The sequence below is a fragment of the Brevundimonas sp. ZS04 genome, from assembly GCF_001956865.1.
In the GTDB taxonomy this organism is placed as follows: domain Bacteria; phylum Pseudomonadota; class Alphaproteobacteria; order Caulobacterales; family Caulobacteraceae; genus Brevundimonas; species Brevundimonas diminuta.
Genome location: NZ_MTHE01000007.1, coordinates 16330 through 31348 on the forward strand (window position 1 = coordinate 16330; position 15019 = coordinate 31348).

The 15019-nt window shown below is 62.7% G+C and carries 8 protein-coding genes; all 8 read left to right on the forward strand.

The genetic code is table 11. The features are described 5' to 3' along the window. Positions 1-7: 7 nt before the first annotated feature. Genes zorA through BJP32_RS10415 form a run of 8 tightly spaced genes read left to right on the forward strand, consistent with a single transcriptional unit; the run spans position 8 to position 15018 of the window. The gene (zorA, locus tag BJP32_RS10380; RefSeq protein ID WP_076223978.1) at positions 8-1960 is read left to right on the forward strand and encodes an anti-phage ZorAB system protein ZorA; all 1953 of its coding nucleotides are present in this window, start codon (positions 8-10) and stop codon (positions 1958-1960) included. Continuing rightward, positions 1960-2709 carry an OmpA family protein gene (locus tag BJP32_RS10385; RefSeq protein WP_076223980.1) on the forward strand — a complete coding sequence of 250 codons (750 nt, stop codon included), beginning with the start codon at positions 1960-1962 and terminating at the stop codon, positions 2707-2709. Before zorA ends, BJP32_RS10385 begins: the two co-directional genes overlap by 1 nt. Continuing rightward, positions 2706-4091 carry an EH signature domain-containing protein gene (locus BJP32_RS10390; protein WP_076223982.1) on the forward strand — a complete coding sequence of 462 codons (1386 nt, stop codon included), beginning with the start codon at positions 2706-2708 and terminating at the stop codon, positions 4089-4091. The genes BJP32_RS10385 and BJP32_RS10390 overlap by 4 nt, the downstream gene beginning before the upstream one ends. After that, entirely contained in the window at positions 4088-7771 is a 3684-nt protein-coding gene (locus BJP32_RS10395) for a DEAD/DEAH box helicase (protein ID WP_076223984.1), read from the forward strand. Before BJP32_RS10390 ends, BJP32_RS10395 begins: the two co-directional genes overlap by 4 nt. A gap of 58 nt (positions 7772-7829) precedes the next feature. Next, positions 7830-9338 carry a type I restriction-modification system subunit M gene (locus tag BJP32_RS10400; RefSeq protein WP_076223985.1) on the forward strand — a complete coding sequence of 503 codons (1509 nt, stop codon included), beginning with the start codon at positions 7830-7832 and terminating at the stop codon, positions 9336-9338. Continuing rightward, a complete protein-coding gene (locus BJP32_RS10405; protein WP_076223987.1) occupies positions 9335-10834 on the forward strand; it encodes a class I SAM-dependent DNA methyltransferase in 1500 nt (499 codons plus the stop codon). The genes BJP32_RS10400 and BJP32_RS10405 overlap by 4 nt, the downstream gene beginning before the upstream one ends. Then, positions 10827-12065 carry a hypothetical protein gene (locus BJP32_RS17510; protein WP_198935283.1) on the forward strand — a complete coding sequence of 413 codons (1239 nt, stop codon included), beginning with the start codon at positions 10827-10829 and terminating at the stop codon, positions 12063-12065. Before BJP32_RS10405 ends, BJP32_RS17510 begins: the two co-directional genes overlap by 8 nt. Next, positions 12058-15018 carry a type I restriction endonuclease subunit R gene (locus BJP32_RS10415; protein WP_076223989.1) on the forward strand — a complete coding sequence of 987 codons (2961 nt, stop codon included), beginning with the start codon at positions 12058-12060 and terminating at the stop codon, positions 15016-15018. The genes BJP32_RS17510 and BJP32_RS10415 overlap by 8 nt, the downstream gene beginning before the upstream one ends. Position 15019 lies beyond the last annotated feature (1 nt).

Genomic DNA, 15019 nt, shown 5'->3' on the forward strand with positions numbered 1-15019 from the left:
GGGCAAGATGGATCTGATTTTGCAGTTGCTGCTCCAGGGGCTGGAGCTGATCTTTGGCGTGCCGTGGGTTGCGCCTTTGCTTATCGCTCCAGCGATGTTTGGCTGGGCAGGCTATCTTTGGATCGTCGCCAGGCGCCGCACTCAACCCTACCTCAACGCCGCCAAAGCGCGCGTGCGGGTGCTTGAAACCGCTCTGGGTGACGACCCCGACCCGATCGCAGAACGTCAAGCCTTCAGCGCGAACTACGGCGACGTCGCCGGCGCTCTGAACGCTGATGCTCCTGGCGCGCCGGGGATTGTTCTGGCCTGGCGGGAATTCCACGAGTCGATCGTCGACGAGACCGAAAGCCCAATCCGCAACACCGCTCGTCCGACGGCCTTCTTCTACCGGGCCGCGCCCAAGCAGGTCCGGTTGGCTTTCTGGTCGAACGTGCTTGTCGGCATCGGTCTCGTTCTGACCTTCCTCGGCTTGATCGTCGCACTGCATAAAGCCAGCTCAGGCATGGCAGGAACCGATCCTGCGGTCATGCAGGCCTCCCTCCGGGGACTGCTGGTCGTCGCCGGCGCCAAGTTCTTTACGTCCGTTGCAGGCGTTGGCTCCTCGGTGATGCTGCGGTTCGCCGAAAGCGGCCTGCAGAAGAAAACGAACGCCATCAACGAAGCTCTGTGCACCCTGCTTGAGCGTGGGATGCTCTACGTCCCGCCCCAGCGTCTGGCCGTCGAGCAGCTCGACGTCATGCGTGAGCAGCGCGATCAGCTCAAAGCTTTCAACACTGACTTTGCGCTTCAGCTGAGCGAGCGCATGGGCGCGCAGTTCCAACAGGCGATCGCGCCAGTGACCGCCTCGCTGGGTCAGCTCAACGACAACATGAGCACGATGAGCCAAGGCCTGGGACAAGGCGCGGCCAAGGCGATTGAGGAAGCCTCCGGCGGCGAACTACGCGCGCTTGGCCAAACCCTCTCTACCCTAGGCGAGCGCCTCGATGCTCTGAGCAGCTCGGTCGGCTCTTCGGGCGAGGACGCGGCCCGGCAGATCCGCGCCGCCGGCGCGGACTTTGCTCAGGCCGCCACGGACATTCGAGAAGCGTTCGACCGACTGACCGGACAGGTGGACGGCATGGGCGAACGCTTCTCCAGCCAAGGCGAGGCGATGGCGCAAGCCCAGTCCGACTCGCTCGAGCGAATGCTTAGCGGCCTCGAAAGCGCTCAGACCAAATCCGCGAACGCCATCGCCGACGCAGTGAGCCGTCTGCAGGGCGCGGGCGTTTCCGCTGCCGAAACCTTGCAAAAGGAGGTCTCCGAGGCCATGGCTGCCGGCGTCGCCGCTAGCCAGGAGACCTTCCGCGCAGCGCTGGAGGAATCCGGCGAAGGTCTGCGCGGGGTCGCCGCCGGCCTGGCCAAGGCCGTCAGTGATGCGGCCGGCGAGATTGACCGCGCGGCCCAAGGGTTCGCCCGCAGCGGCGAGAACGCTGTGCGCACCGCTGAGGCTATGGAAGGGGTCACGGGTCAGGCCAAGACCGTCGCGATCTCCATCGGTGACGCCTCTAAGGGCTTCGCCGCCGCCGCCGCGCCAGTCGCTCAATCCGTCCAAGCGATCAACGACGCCGCGGGTCGGATCGTACGTTCGCTCGAAGCCAATCAGCAGATGGATGCTCAAACGGTGCAGTCACTGCGCGACCTGGCTGAGGGCATTCGCGAGACCCAGGAGAGCGCAACCAAGGCTTGGACGGAGTACCGGGCCCGCTTCGAAGGCGTCGACAAGTCTTTGGAGAAGACCACCGTCCAGCTCGGAGAGACGCTCGAGGGCACGTTCGGGGAGTTCAAACGCTTCGCCCAAGACACCGATCGGGAACTGGCGTCCGCGGTTGGCAAACTTTCCGGCGCCCTGACGGCGATCGAGGAATACGCAGAATCCCTCAACGCCTATGTCGAGGCGAACGGTCAGGCTGAGGCCGCCTAATGATCGCCGATGAGAGCCATGAGCATGCGATCGAGGAGGAGAATTACTTCGTCTCGATGACCGACATGATGGTCGGGCTCGTCTTCATTTTCATCATCCTGCTGATGTACTACGCCCTGCAGTTCCGGCAGGTCACCGACGAGCTGACAGGCGCAGACGCCACCCGCGCGGAGATCCTGACGCAGATCCAAAGCTCGCTGAAGCGGCAGGGCGTCGAGGTGTTGGTCGACACGCAAAACGGCGTGCTGCGTCTGCCGGATTCAATCCTCTTCGACAGCGGCAATGATCAGCTGAAGCCCGAAGGGCAGCTGTCGGTCGCCAAGCTCTCGGTCGCTCTAGAAGAAGTCCTTCCTTGCTATACGCGGCGAGCTGAGACGACCTCCCGGCCGGCGCATTGCGAAGCCAATGAACACGCGATCGAGTCCGTTTACATCGAGGGGCACACCGACGCCGACAACTACTCCCGCGGCGGCCGAGACAACTGGGACCTCTCGGTGGTTCGGGCCACCAACACCTATCGGGCGCTGGTCGGCGCGCGCCCCGATCTCAGCGGCCTTTGCGCGATCAAGGGTGACCGGTGCGAGCCGGTGCTGAGCGTCAGCGGCTATGGTCCTCAACGGCCCGTCGATCCTGGCGACAGCATCGAAGCCAAGGCCAAGAACCGCCGCATCGATCTGCGGATCATCATGGTCACACCGGATTCCGGTCAGACGGTCCGCCGGGTCGAGCAGGCCCTGCAAGCCTCGTGACCCGCCTCGCCTCGCTCCTTGATCACCCCGATGCACTGCTGGCCGCTCTGCGGGTGCGAGCGCCTGAGCTGACGCTCCTCCCCCGGGCGGTCGCTAAGATCTCTGGAGAGGCTCACCACATAGAGCGCGAACCGACTGAGGCGCTGCAGCGGCGCGTAGCAAAGCTCATTGCCGGCGATGGCGTCAGCACGTTGTCGCGCAGCGACCTGCGCGAAAGCTGCCGCACCTTCCTGCATCCTCCGCACGCCCCGGCGCGCGATCCAGAGGTCGCCAAGCCGCTTTGCGATGAAGTCGAACGGCTGCAACGACGCTCAGCCTTCTTCGCGCTTCTGGACGCCTATCTCGATGGCTTTGACGCCGAAGACGAAGCCCTGCTTTGGTTGGCCAAGCGGCTGAACACCGCGCACAAGCGATGGCCCTGGCGCGAGACCGATCCCTGGCCGGCTCGCATCCAGACCTACGAGCTCCTGTCGCCGTCCAAGGCTCCCGGGCGTATCGCAGCGGCCATTTTGGAAGGGGACACGGATCACCGTCTCATCCTGGATCAAGCGGGCCTGACAACAGAGGGACGGCGCTTGGGCGGCCTTGGCGCCGCGAGCTTCAGCGCCGCTTGCCTGAGCGTCCGCAAGCTCAAGGGGACGGCATCCCTTACAAGCCAGGACAGGCTTCTGGACTGGTCCGGAACACAAGGCCCGCTCCTCTATCCGAAGGCCTGGCCTGAGTTCGCCGCCGCGCTCTTTGAGCCGTGGCGCACGGTTGAGCCGCACCGTGAGCACAAGACACGCATCATGGACCGCGCCATCGCGCATGCCGGTGATCCGCGGATCAATCGTCCCCGTTGGCGCCCGGTCGAGGACGTGGCCGGGGAGGCTTACGCCGTCATCCTGCGCTGGCTGACACAGGCGTCAGTACGCCAGTTCTTCGACATCGTCAGCGAGACCATGACCGACCGCCCAGACATGTGGGCGGAGCGCCGCAAGTTTTGGACGCAGTATCTAGACGCGGACATGATCACCGCCGCCTGGGTCGCGTTCGGTTCAGACGGCGCAAATCGCGCCGATCGGGCCGCGTCACGGACCAGCGACAAGAGCCTCTCCATGTTCGGCCGACTAAGCGCCGGCGCTGGGCGATCGTCCCAGCATGCTGCGCTGATCATGCGCATCGGCGACCTCACGATCGCCGAATGGAGCCACAACGGCAAATACAACATCTGGAGCGCGGGCGACGATCGGCACCCGGTCTTGTTCAAACACAACTCCAGACGCTTTGCCGATTATGACCCGACCGAGCTGATGTACGCCCCGACTTCGGGATCACACACCTCCGGCTGGCAGTATCGCGTCGCCCAGATCATTCGTGACCAAACAGGCTTGCGGCCATGATCAACCTCTTCAAGCGCAAAGCCCGTTCGCCGGGCGACGCGGCCTTCGTCTATCGCCAGAATGGCGAGGCGCTGCACCTCCAGCTCATTCACCACGGAAAACCTACCCCCACCGCCGAATGGATGCAGCGACGACCAGATGCAGCGGGGGCGTTGGGAGAGCTCTTCGCCCGATCTGAAGAGCCCGCTGAAGTCGGCCAGGATCCCGCGGTTCTGGTGCTGCACGATGACGTCGTCCTCAGCCCACGATGCGTCGCTGAGCTAGACGCCGCTACCGCTTTGGCGCTCGCGTTGCCACCCCCGACGCCGCTGGCTCTGGACCTCAAGCCGGTCGGCCGCATCGACGAAGACGACTTCAGGATCGAGGCGCGTTGGGTCAAACCTGGCGGCCAGCCCTCTCGCGTGACCGTCGCCGGCGCTCTGCTCAGTTTCGAAGGGTCTGAGCGGCGGATACCTGAGCCCCTGTGGTCGATCCTCGGCGTATCTCGCGCGCTCAGCACACCCGTGGACAAGGCCGAACGGTTTCGCCAGCTCGCGCTTCTGAGGCGCTATTGGCCTGGCGACGGGCCCGCCTCCGTAAGCGCGGAGCCCTATCTGCGCGACATGCGCGTCCACTATGCGTCTTCGATCTCTCTGACGCTGCGCACCCTGACGCCGGACCGCACGGACTTCGACCCCGTGTTGTTTGGTCAAGGTGTCGCTGAAGACGCGCAAGCCGAGGGCCGCTCCCTCGATGAAGCCTTCGACAATGTGCTGACGCCGAGCGCGCAGAAGCTGTTCGCCGACGACCGATTCCGGCGCGAGCCCGATGCGCGCCCGGTCTACGTGCTGAGAGACGGCGAATACATCTTCATCGATCCATCACTTAGGCCCGCCCTGGGTGCGGTCCGGCGCCTCCAAGATCGCCCTGAAAAAGAACGTCGCGAGTTCGTCCTGAACCCCCGCAAGGTGCTCAAGGAGGTTCTGGGCGAAGAGGTCGCCGAGAAGATCGCCCTGGATGAGCTGTTCGTTGAAACCGAACAGTTCTCCAGCCGTGTCGCCGGCGTTGACGTGTGGCGCACCCCGGTCCTGCCGTGGATCGCCCCCATCAGCAAAAACAGCTGGTTGCCAGAGCGGTTTGGGCTTCGGGTCGGCGACGATTATTTCGAGATCCCGGCCGAAAACGTCGCGGCTGTCATCGAGAAGGTGGCGCAAGCTGCAGAGGCCGGCCAATCGAGCGCTTCCGTCGAAGGCCTTCTGAAACCCGTCGCCCCTGACGCTCCACCAGCGCCGGACAAATTGCCGGTCAACGATCAGCTGATCCAGTCCCTGGAAAGCTTGCGGCCCTTTGCTGAAGCCAGCGCCGATGCTGCCGGGCGAGGGTCTTCCGACGTCCCTCCGGAGCCGCCGGAGGGCTGGGACGCTGCGGTGCGAGGCAAGCTGTTCCTCGTGGTCCGCGAGAACTTCGAAGAGGTCGAGTTTGCGCCATTCCAGGCGGATGAGGCCACGCCACCGCCCTCCCCGCTACGCATTCCCGAGCGACTATCGAGCGCTTTGAAAGCCCACCAAGTCGACGGGTTGGCATGGCTCGTCCGCTCGGTCGAGACGCTCCATCCTGGCGCCCTGCTCGCGGACGACATGGGTCTGGGCAAGACCCTCCAAGCGATCGCCTTCATGGCTTGGCTTCAGGAAGAGGCCGAAGCTGGCCGTCGGCCAAAAGAGCCCTTCCTGATCGTCGCCCCCACGGGCCTGCTCGGCACATGGCGCAACGAGATCCAGAAGCATTTGTCGGGCAAACAGCTCGGTCTTTTGGTGCCCGCATTCGGATCGGACCTTAAGCTCCTGAAGGAACAGGATAGCTTCGGCCTGCGGGACATTGAGACCGGTCGCGCCGCGCTGAAGGCGGAGAGTTGGCGAGACGCCGGTGTCGTCCTGACCACCTACGAAACGCTGCGCGACTATCACTTCTCCTTCGCGCGGACCCGGTTCGGGTTGATTGTCTACGACGAGATCCAGAAGCTAAAGAACCCGGTCAGCCAAATGACCCGAGCCGCCAAGACGCTGAACGGCGCCTTCACGCTCGGAATGACTGGCACGCCGGTCGAAAACCGCCTTCAGGATCTTTGGTCGATCATGGACGTGATCGCGCCGGGGCTTTTGGGCGCGAGCCGAGACTTCGAGCGCCGACATCCTGCGAACGATCCGGTCGCGCTCGCCCGCCTCAAAGCGCAGCTGACTGAGGCCCCGGAGAACCAAGCGCCTTACATGCTGCGTCGCCTCAAGAGCGATGCGCTCAAGGACATGCCGGAGAAGCGGGTCCACCCCTTCGAAGGCGAGATGCCGCCGGCTCAGGCCAGCGCCTACCGCGACCTGGTCGTGCGCGCCGCGGCCGCCAGCGCCAACGGATCTGTCGGCAAAGGCGGGATGCTGACGACGCTTGCCGGTTTGCGCGGCGTGTCCCTGCACCCGCTGGACCCACGGCAGGCTCCTGCAGATCTAGAGGCCTATGCAGAACAATCCGCACGCCTGTCGCGGACACTCGAGATCCTAAAAGGGATCGCCGCAAAGAACGAAAAGGCCCTGATCTTCGTCGAAGACCTGGCCATGCAGGATCGCCTGGCAGGGATGATCCAGGCGCGCTTCAAGCTTGCGCGACTGCCCATGCGGATCAACGGCTCAGTGCCGGGACCAAAGCGGCAGGAGATGGTCAACGCCTTCCAGGCCGCGCCTGGCGTCTTCGACGTCATGATCTTGTCCCCGAAGGCCGGCGGGGTTGGACTGACGCTGACCGAGGCGAACCACGTCATCCACCTGTCGCGCTGGTGGAACCCGGCGGTCGAAGATCAGGCGACGGACCGGGTGTTCCGGATCGGTCAGCGCCGTGACGTCCATGTGCACTTGCCCATGGCCGTCCACCCGGACCCCGCGATCCGGGACTCCAGCTTCGACTTGCGCCTCAATGCGCTGATCGATCGCAAGCGCCAACTGACGCGGGATCTGTTCCTGCCGCCGGACGCCAGCGAAGGCGAACTGGCGGACCTCTTCCGTCAGGTTTCGCTGGGCGAGCCGACACAAGGTGTCGAGATCGAAGCCGGATCTCCTCAGGAAGCTGTAACTCAGGCCACCGTCGACAAGCCTGACGTCCCAGTCCCAGCTCCTGATCCTTCTGCGCCGCGGACAGCAGCTCGCCAGACGTTTCGGCTGCCGACCGCCTTGGTCAGCACGGGCATCCAGCAATGGCGAGTGGATGCGGGCGGCTCGCGGCCCACTCAAGAGATCCTGGCGCTATTCGCCGGGAAGGATCTGGTCGATGTTTCGATCCGTGACCCCTATGCGCTGGCGCGGCGTGCGAACCGCGACGCCCAGGTGCGCTTCATTCAAGATCTGAGGAACGTCGCCCGATCCCTGGAAGCCGTCACGATCGAGTACGCCGAAGAAGTCGAAGGCGATGGCTCTGACGCTCAGAACCGTCGTGAGATCGGCGACCAGCTCAGCCGTCATTTCTCACCGACGCCCAAGATCGCGCTGACTCGGCGGCGTAAGCGATCTCGAGACGACGACTTCCACGATCGCTTCGTAGATATTTCCGTCCGTCACGCCGGCGGCGCCGTTCGGATCCACGCACTAACCCTGGGACGGGGCATCGAAGCACTCTATGACGAGCGCAAGCAGTGCACTGTCACGTATGCGCCTCCGACCTAGGCCACGAACAGAGCCTACGCCCTGAACAACGGCCTCCGTGAGCTAAGCCTGACCACCGATGACTGACACCGTCCAGAATTCTGAGCTCCGCTCGACGCTATGGGAGGCGGCCAACACTCTGCGCGGTTCAGCGATCGATCGCACAGATTGGAAGGGCTATATCCTCCCGCTCATCTTCCTGAAGCGGATCTCCGACTGCTGGGATGAAGAGACCGCTGGAGCCGTTGCGTTGTACGGCGATGTCGATCCCTCGCAGTATCCCGAAGCGCATCGATTTCAGGTGCCCGAAGGGTGTCACTGGCGCGACATTCGGGCAGTTGTGACCAATGTCGGCGCGGCCCTGCAAAAAGCGATGCAGGAGATCGAGCGTGCAAACCCTGAGACTCTTTATCGCGTGTTCGGATCGGCCGACTGGGGAAACAAAGAGAAGTTCACCGACGAGTTGCTGAATGATCTGATCGACGGATTTTCATCGATCGCCTTGGGCAACTCAGCAGTCAGCACGGACGTGCTTGGCGACGCCTATGAATACCTCGTCGGAAAGTTCGCCGACGTCACCCGTCGCAACAAGGCCGGCGAGTTCTATACCCCTCGCAGCGTCGTCAACATGATGGTTGAGATCCTCGACCCTAAAGAGGGCGAAAGCATCTACGATCCAACCTGCGGAACCGGCGGCATGCTCTTGGGAGCGATCGAACACGTCAAACGCAAGGGCGGTGACGCCCGCACCTTCTACGGCAAGATCTACGGGCAGGAACGAAACCTCACGACGTCCGCAATCGCGCGTATGAACCTCGTCCTGCACGGGATCGAAGACTTCGAAATTGCGCGCGAGGACACGCTTAGAAGTCCCGCGTTCACTGACTCCAGCACCGGCGGGTTGGCCACGTTCGACTGCGTCATCGCCAACCCACCCTTCTCGTTAAAGGAATGGGGGCGAGAGCTCTGGGAAGCCGATCCTTGGGGACGAGCGAAGTACGGGATCCCTCCCGAAAGCTATGGCGACTATGCGTTTGTCCAACATATGCTCGCGTCAACAGCGATGACTGGGGACGGCCGCATGGCGGTGGTGCTCCCTCAAGGCGCCCTGTTCCGTAAGTCCGCCGAAGGCGACATTCGCCAGGCCCTTCTCGAAAACGATCTGATTGAAGCCATCATCGGCCTGGCCCCAAACCTCTTCTACGGAACTCAGTTGGCCGGCTGCGTCGTCATTCTCCGCCGCAACAAGCCCGACGCTCGCAAGGGCAAGGTTCTGATCATCGACGCCTCAAGCCTCTTTCGCAAAGGTCGGGCGCAGAACTTCCTCGATCAGGAGCACAGCGACCAGATCGTCAACTGGTACCGAGCCTTCGAGAGTGTCGAGGATCGCGCCAAGGTCACGTCACTGGACGAAATCAAAAAGGAAGGCTGGACGCTGAACATCTCGCGCTACGTTCTGCCGCCCATCGGCCAAGACATCTTGCCGCTGCCCGAAGCCGTCGAGGCGTTCAAGACCGCTCTGGCCGACGCTCGGGTGGCCGAGGACCACCTGCGCAAGGTTCTGGTCGAAGGAGGGTGGCTGCAATGAGCGGGCTGACCCAGCGCGAACTCGAAAGCTATCTCTGGGGCGCCGCCACCCTGCTGCGCGGGCTCATAGATGCAAGCGACTACAAGCAGTACATCTTCCCGCTGTTGTTCTTCAAACGCCTGTCCGATGTCTGGGACGGCGACTATCAGGATGCACTCGACGAAACCGGCGACGAAGGCTACGCCACCGCCACCGCCAACGACCGCTTTGTGATCCCCGAAGGCGCGCACTGGAACGATGTGCGCGCCGCCCCGCGCGACGTCGGCCGGGCGCTGCTGTCGGCCTTCCTCGCCATCGAAGCCGCCAACCCCGAACGCCTGCAGGGCGTCTTCGGCAACGCGAACTGGACCGACAAGGCCCAGATGCCCGACAGCACGCTGAAGAACCTGATCGAGCATTTCTCCAAGCACGACCTTACCCTTGCCGCCGTGCCCGAGGACGAGCTTGGCAACGGCTACGAATACCTGATCAAGAAGTTCGCCGACGACAGCGGCCACACCGCGCAGGAGTTCTACACCAACCGTACCCTCGTCCATCTGATGGCACAGATGCTGGAACCCCAGCCGGGCGAGAGCATCTATGACCCGACCTGCGGCACCGGCGGCATGCTGATCTCCTGCCTGGCCGAGGTGAAGCGGCGCGGGGGCGACATCCGCACCACCGGCCTCTACGGGCAGGAGCTGATCACCATCACCGCCGCCATCGCGCGGATGAACCTGGTCATCCATGGCGTGGACGATTTCCACATCGCCAGCGGCAACACGCTGGCCACGCCCGCCTTCGTGCAGGGCGACCGGCTGCGCACCTTCGACGTGGTCCTGGCCAATCCGCCCTATTCCATCAAGAAATGGAACCGCGGCGCGTGGGAGCAGGATGCCTGGGGGCGCAACTTCCTTGGCACCCCGCCGCAGGGGCGGGCGGATTACGCCTTCTTCCAGCACATCCTGTCGTCGATGCACCCTGAAATCGGGCGCTGCGCGATCCTGTTTCCGCATGGCGTGCTGTTCCGCAATGAAGAGGCGGAGATGCGGCGCAGGCTGGTCGAATCTGACCGGGTCGAATGCGTGCTGGGGCTGGGGCCGGGTCTGTTCTATAACTCGCCGATGGAGGCCTGTGTGGTGATCTGCCGGTCGCAGAAGCCCGAGGCCCGCAAGGGGCGCATCCTGTTCATCGACGCGGTGGCCGAGATTGCGCGCGAACGGGCGCAAAGCTTTCTGCGCCCTGACCATCAGGCGCGCATCCTGTCGGCCTATCATGCCTTTGCCGATGATCCCGGCTTTGCCGCGGTGGCGGAGGTGGCCGATGTGCTGGTGGCAGACGGCAACCTGTCGATTGCCCGTTATGTGAAGCGGCCCAAGGCCGCGGTGGCGGGTGGTGCCACGCTGGCGGCGACCTGGGCGGCGTTTGACGAGGACGGGCGTGAGTTCTGGTCGGGCATGGACGCGCTGGTGGACATGCTCGATGGCCTGACGCCTGCGGAGGATGCCGATGCTTGAGCGGCCTATTTCCAAGGCAGGGTGGACGCGCGCGGCCTTTGGCGACGTAGTGCGCCTGTCAAAAGCGCGGGTGTCCGACCCCGAGGCGGCCGGGATCGAACGTGTTGTCGGGCTGGAGCATATCGAGCCCGGCGACCTGCGCATCCGGCGCTGGGGCGACGTGGCAGATGGCACAACCTTCACCACACTGTTCAAGCCCGGTCAGGTTCTGTTCGGCAAGCGCCGCGCCTATCAGCGCAAGGTGGCGGTGGCGGATTTCGAAGGTGTCTGTTCCGGCGACATCTATGTGCTGGAACCTGCGAACGACCGGTTGATGCCGGAACTGCTGCCCTTCTTGTGCCAGACCGACGCCTTCTTCGATCATGCTGTCGGCACCTCGGCCGGATCGCTGTCGCCGCGCACCAACTGGACCAGCCTCGCCAGCTTCGAGTTCCTGCTGCCTCCGATCCAGGAGCAGGCGCGGTTGGTGGAGGTGCTGTCGGCAAGCGAAGCGATCAAATATGCGTTTGATGCGGCAATTGATGCACTCATTGCCACCAAGGCCGCTACCGAGAAAGAAGTAATAAGTCGTCCGCTAAACCTTCCGGAAGGGAAGCCAGATCTGGCCAAGGCAAAACCTGAAGATGGCTGGCGCATCCTGACAGGGCAGGATCTGCTGGACTTCGGGTATCTTGCAGCCTTGCAAGACGGAAACCATGGGTCGCAATATCCGACCGCTTCTGAGTTAGGCTCTGTCGGATATCCGTACCTGTCGGCCACGGACATCACAGATGACGGTGAAATTGATCTGGAAACCTGTCGTCGCATCCGGCCAGAAAGAGCGAATGCTTTGCGTATCCCGCCAGCCCAGACCGGGGATATCGTGCTTTCCCACAACGCCACCGTTGGTCGAGTTACGCGCCTGCCTGAATGGCCCACTCCTATCGTCGCCAGCACCTCGACCACATATTATCGGTGTAACTCTGAGAATCTCGATCCAGACTATCTGCGCTGGTTTTTGGAGAGTTCCGTCTTTAAGTACCAGTTGAGCACAATCATGCGCCAGAGCACGCGAAACCAAGTTCCGATCACGACTCAAAAGCGATTGCTCTTCGCAATTCCAGACCGCGAACTACAGGCTGAGCTGTCGTCTTTGAGAGATAAGTTCGTCTTGCGCGTAAGAGCGCTACAAGAGCGAAAGGCCAGCGCACAGGCGTTACAGAAGAAGATTCTGGAGGCAGCGCTTGTTTAACGAATCCAACACCGTCGAAGCCCATCTGCGCGACCTTCTCACGGGCGCGGCCTCGGCCCGCCCGGCGCAACTCTCCATCGGCCTCGCCCGCGCGGGCGGCAAGATCGCGGGCCTCGGCTGGCATTACGTCGCCCCCGCCGACCTTCCCCGCCAGCCGCAAGAGGTGCTGACCGAACCTCATCTGCGCGACGCCCTAATCCGCCTAAACCCCGACATCGCCGCCAATCCCGGCCGAGCCGATGACGTGCTCTACCGCCTGCGCGCCATCGTCATGGGCGCGCGGTCGGACGGGCTGGTGAAGGCGAACGAAGAGTTCGCAGCCTGGCTGCTCGGTGAACGCTCCATGCCCTTTGGTCCGAACGGAGAACACGTCACCGTCCGCCTGATCGATTTCGCGGACGTCGAGAACAACAGCTTCGTCGTCACTCAGCAGTTCACGTTCCGGGCCGGCAAGACCGAAAAGCGCGCTGACCTAATCCTGCTCGTCAACGGCGTCCCGCTCGTCGTGATTGAGGCCAAGACGCCTGTGCGATCGAGCCAAAGCTGGTTCGATGCGGCTCTGCAGATCCACGACGACTACGAACCCAACGTTCCGGAGCTGTTCGTTCCGAATGTCTTCTCGGTAGCAACCGAGGGTAAGGAGTTCCGATACGGCTCAATCAGACTGCCGGTCGATCTATGGGGGCCCTGGAGGAATGAGGCTGGGAAACAGTCCCTGACGGAAGTCGAGAAGGCGGTTTTCTCAATGCTGAGCCCCGCCATGGTTCTCGACATGCTGGACAGTTTCACAGCTTTCGCGACGTTGAAGGGCAAGCAGCGGATCAAGCTGATCGCTCGCTACCAACAGGTCGACGGCGTCAACAAGATGGTTGGCCGAGTGGTCGCGGGTCATCCCAAAAAGGGCCTGATCTGGCACTTCCAGGGATCTGGTAAGTCCCTCCTCATGCTGTTCTGCGCGCGCAAGTTGCGCCTGCACCCCGCCCTCAAAAACCCTACGGTCCTGATCGTCGTCGACCGGATTGACTTGGACAGCCAGATCGCTGGCACCTTCTACGCCGCGGATATACCGAACCTGGTTCGAACGGAGAGCCGCAAAGAACTGGAAGACATTCTCGCCGGCGATGCCCGCAAGGTCGTGATCACGACGATCCACAAGTTCGCCGAAGCGGACGGCGTGTTGAACGATCGCTCCAACATCGTGGTCCTTGTCGATGAGGCGCACCGCACCCAGGAAGGCGATCTCGGTCGGCGCATGCGAGACGCTCTTCCGAATGCCTTCCTGTTCGGGCTGACCGGCACGCCGATTAACCGCGCCGACAAGAACACCTTCTATGCGTTCGGCGCGGAAGAGGACCAGAATGGCTATTTGAGCCGCTACGATCTGGAAGACTCGATCCGCGACGGGGCGACGAAGGAACTTCACTTCGAGCCTCGTCTGATTGACCTGCACATCGATCAAGAGGCGATCGCTGAGGCGTACGAGGCGACCACCGCCCACCTGACCGACGAGGAACGGAACAAGCTCGGCCAAGCTGCAGCTAGCATGGCCAACTTCGTCAAGGCGCCCGCGCGGGTGAACGCCATCTGCGCCGACATCGCTGCGCATTTCCAAACCAAGGTCGCGCCGAACGGCTTTGGTGCCCAGGTCGTCACCTACGATCGCGCCAGCTGCCTGCTCTATAAGCAAGCCCTGGATCAGTTTCTTGCCCCGGAAACGTCCGACATCGTCATGTCGGTCAGCGCCAACGAGCCTGAGTACGCCGCCTACAAGAGAGATCGGGACGCTGAAGAAAAGCTACTCGACCGCTTCCGTGACCCGAAGGACCCACTGAAGATCCTGATCGTCACGGCAAAGCTGCTGACCGGTTTTGACGCGCCGATCCTTCAGACCATGTACCTGGATAAGCCTCTGCGCGATCACACGCTGCTGCAGGCCATCTGCCGGACGAACCGACCCTATGGGCAACAGAAGACCCACGGCCTAATCGTCGACTATCTCGGCGTTTTTGACGACGTCGCTCAGGCGCTGCAGTTCGATGAACAGGGCGTCAAGAAGGCTGTCTCGAATATCGCTCAACTCGCAGCGGCCCTTCCTGGAGCGATACAGACTTGCCTCGCCTACTTTGCGGACGTCGATCGGACTGTCGGCGGCTATCAGGGCCTAATCGCTGCGCAAGACTGCGTCCCGAACAATGAGGTTCGGGACAGGTTTGCAGCGGATTTCACGATCCTGGCGCGGATCTGGGAGGCGCTATCTCCTGATCCGATCTTGTCAGAGTTTGAGACCGATTACCGGTGGCTTGGCCAGGTCTACGAGTCCCTAAAGCCCTCGACCGGAACCGGCAAACTGCTGTGGCACAGCCTAGGCGCCAAGACGCTCGAAATCATCCACGCCAACGTTCACGTGGACGCGATCAGGGACGACCTGGACACGATCGTTCTAGACGCGGACCTGCTTCAGGCAGTGCTGGGTGATCCCGACCCGGGCAAAAAGGCGAAAGAGATTGTCATCAAGCTGGATGGTCGGCTCCGGAAGCATAGCGGCAATCCGAACTTCAAAGCCCTCGGCGAACGTCTCGAAGACCTGCGTGCAAGGCATCAGCAGGGGCTTCTGATGTCGATCGATTTTCTGAAAGAGCTCTTGGCTCTGGCCAAGGATGTCGTCCGGGCCGAACGCGAGACGTCGGACGAGCCCGAGATTGATGCCGGCAAGGCGGCCCTCACCGCGCTATTCGAAGAGTCCAAGAATGGCGGGACACCCGTGATGGTCTCACGTGTCGTCGACGACATTGATGAGATCGTTCGCGCCGTTCGCTTTGCAGGCTGGCAGACGACTCACGCCGGAGAACGCGAAGTCAAACAAGCGCTCAGGAGAACGCTGCTTCGCTATCAGCTCCACCAAGACTCAGACCTCTTTGAAAAGGCCTACGCCTATGTTCGAGAGTACTATTGAA

Coding starts and splice junctions, on each gene's coding strand:
- BJP32_RS10400 (WP_076223985.1), top strand. CDS start 7,830: ATGACTGACACCGTCCAGAATTCTGAGCTCCGCTCGACGCTATGGGAG.
- BJP32_RS10385 (WP_076223980.1), top strand. CDS start 1,960: ATGATCGCCGATGAGAGCCATGAGCATGCGATCGAGGAGGAGAATTAC.
- BJP32_RS10395 (WP_076223984.1), top strand. CDS start 4,088: ATGATCAACCTCTTCAAGCGCAAAGCCCGTTCGCCGGGCGACGCGGCC.
- BJP32_RS17510 (WP_198935283.1), top strand. CDS start 10,827: ATGCTTGAGCGGCCTATTTCCAAGGCAGGGTGGACGCGCGCGGCCTTT.
- zorA (WP_076223978.1), top strand. CDS start 8: ATGGATCTGATTTTGCAGTTGCTGCTCCAGGGGCTGGAGCTGATCTTT.
- BJP32_RS10405 (WP_076223987.1), top strand. CDS start 9,335: ATGAGCGGGCTGACCCAGCGCGAACTCGAAAGCTATCTCTGGGGCGCC.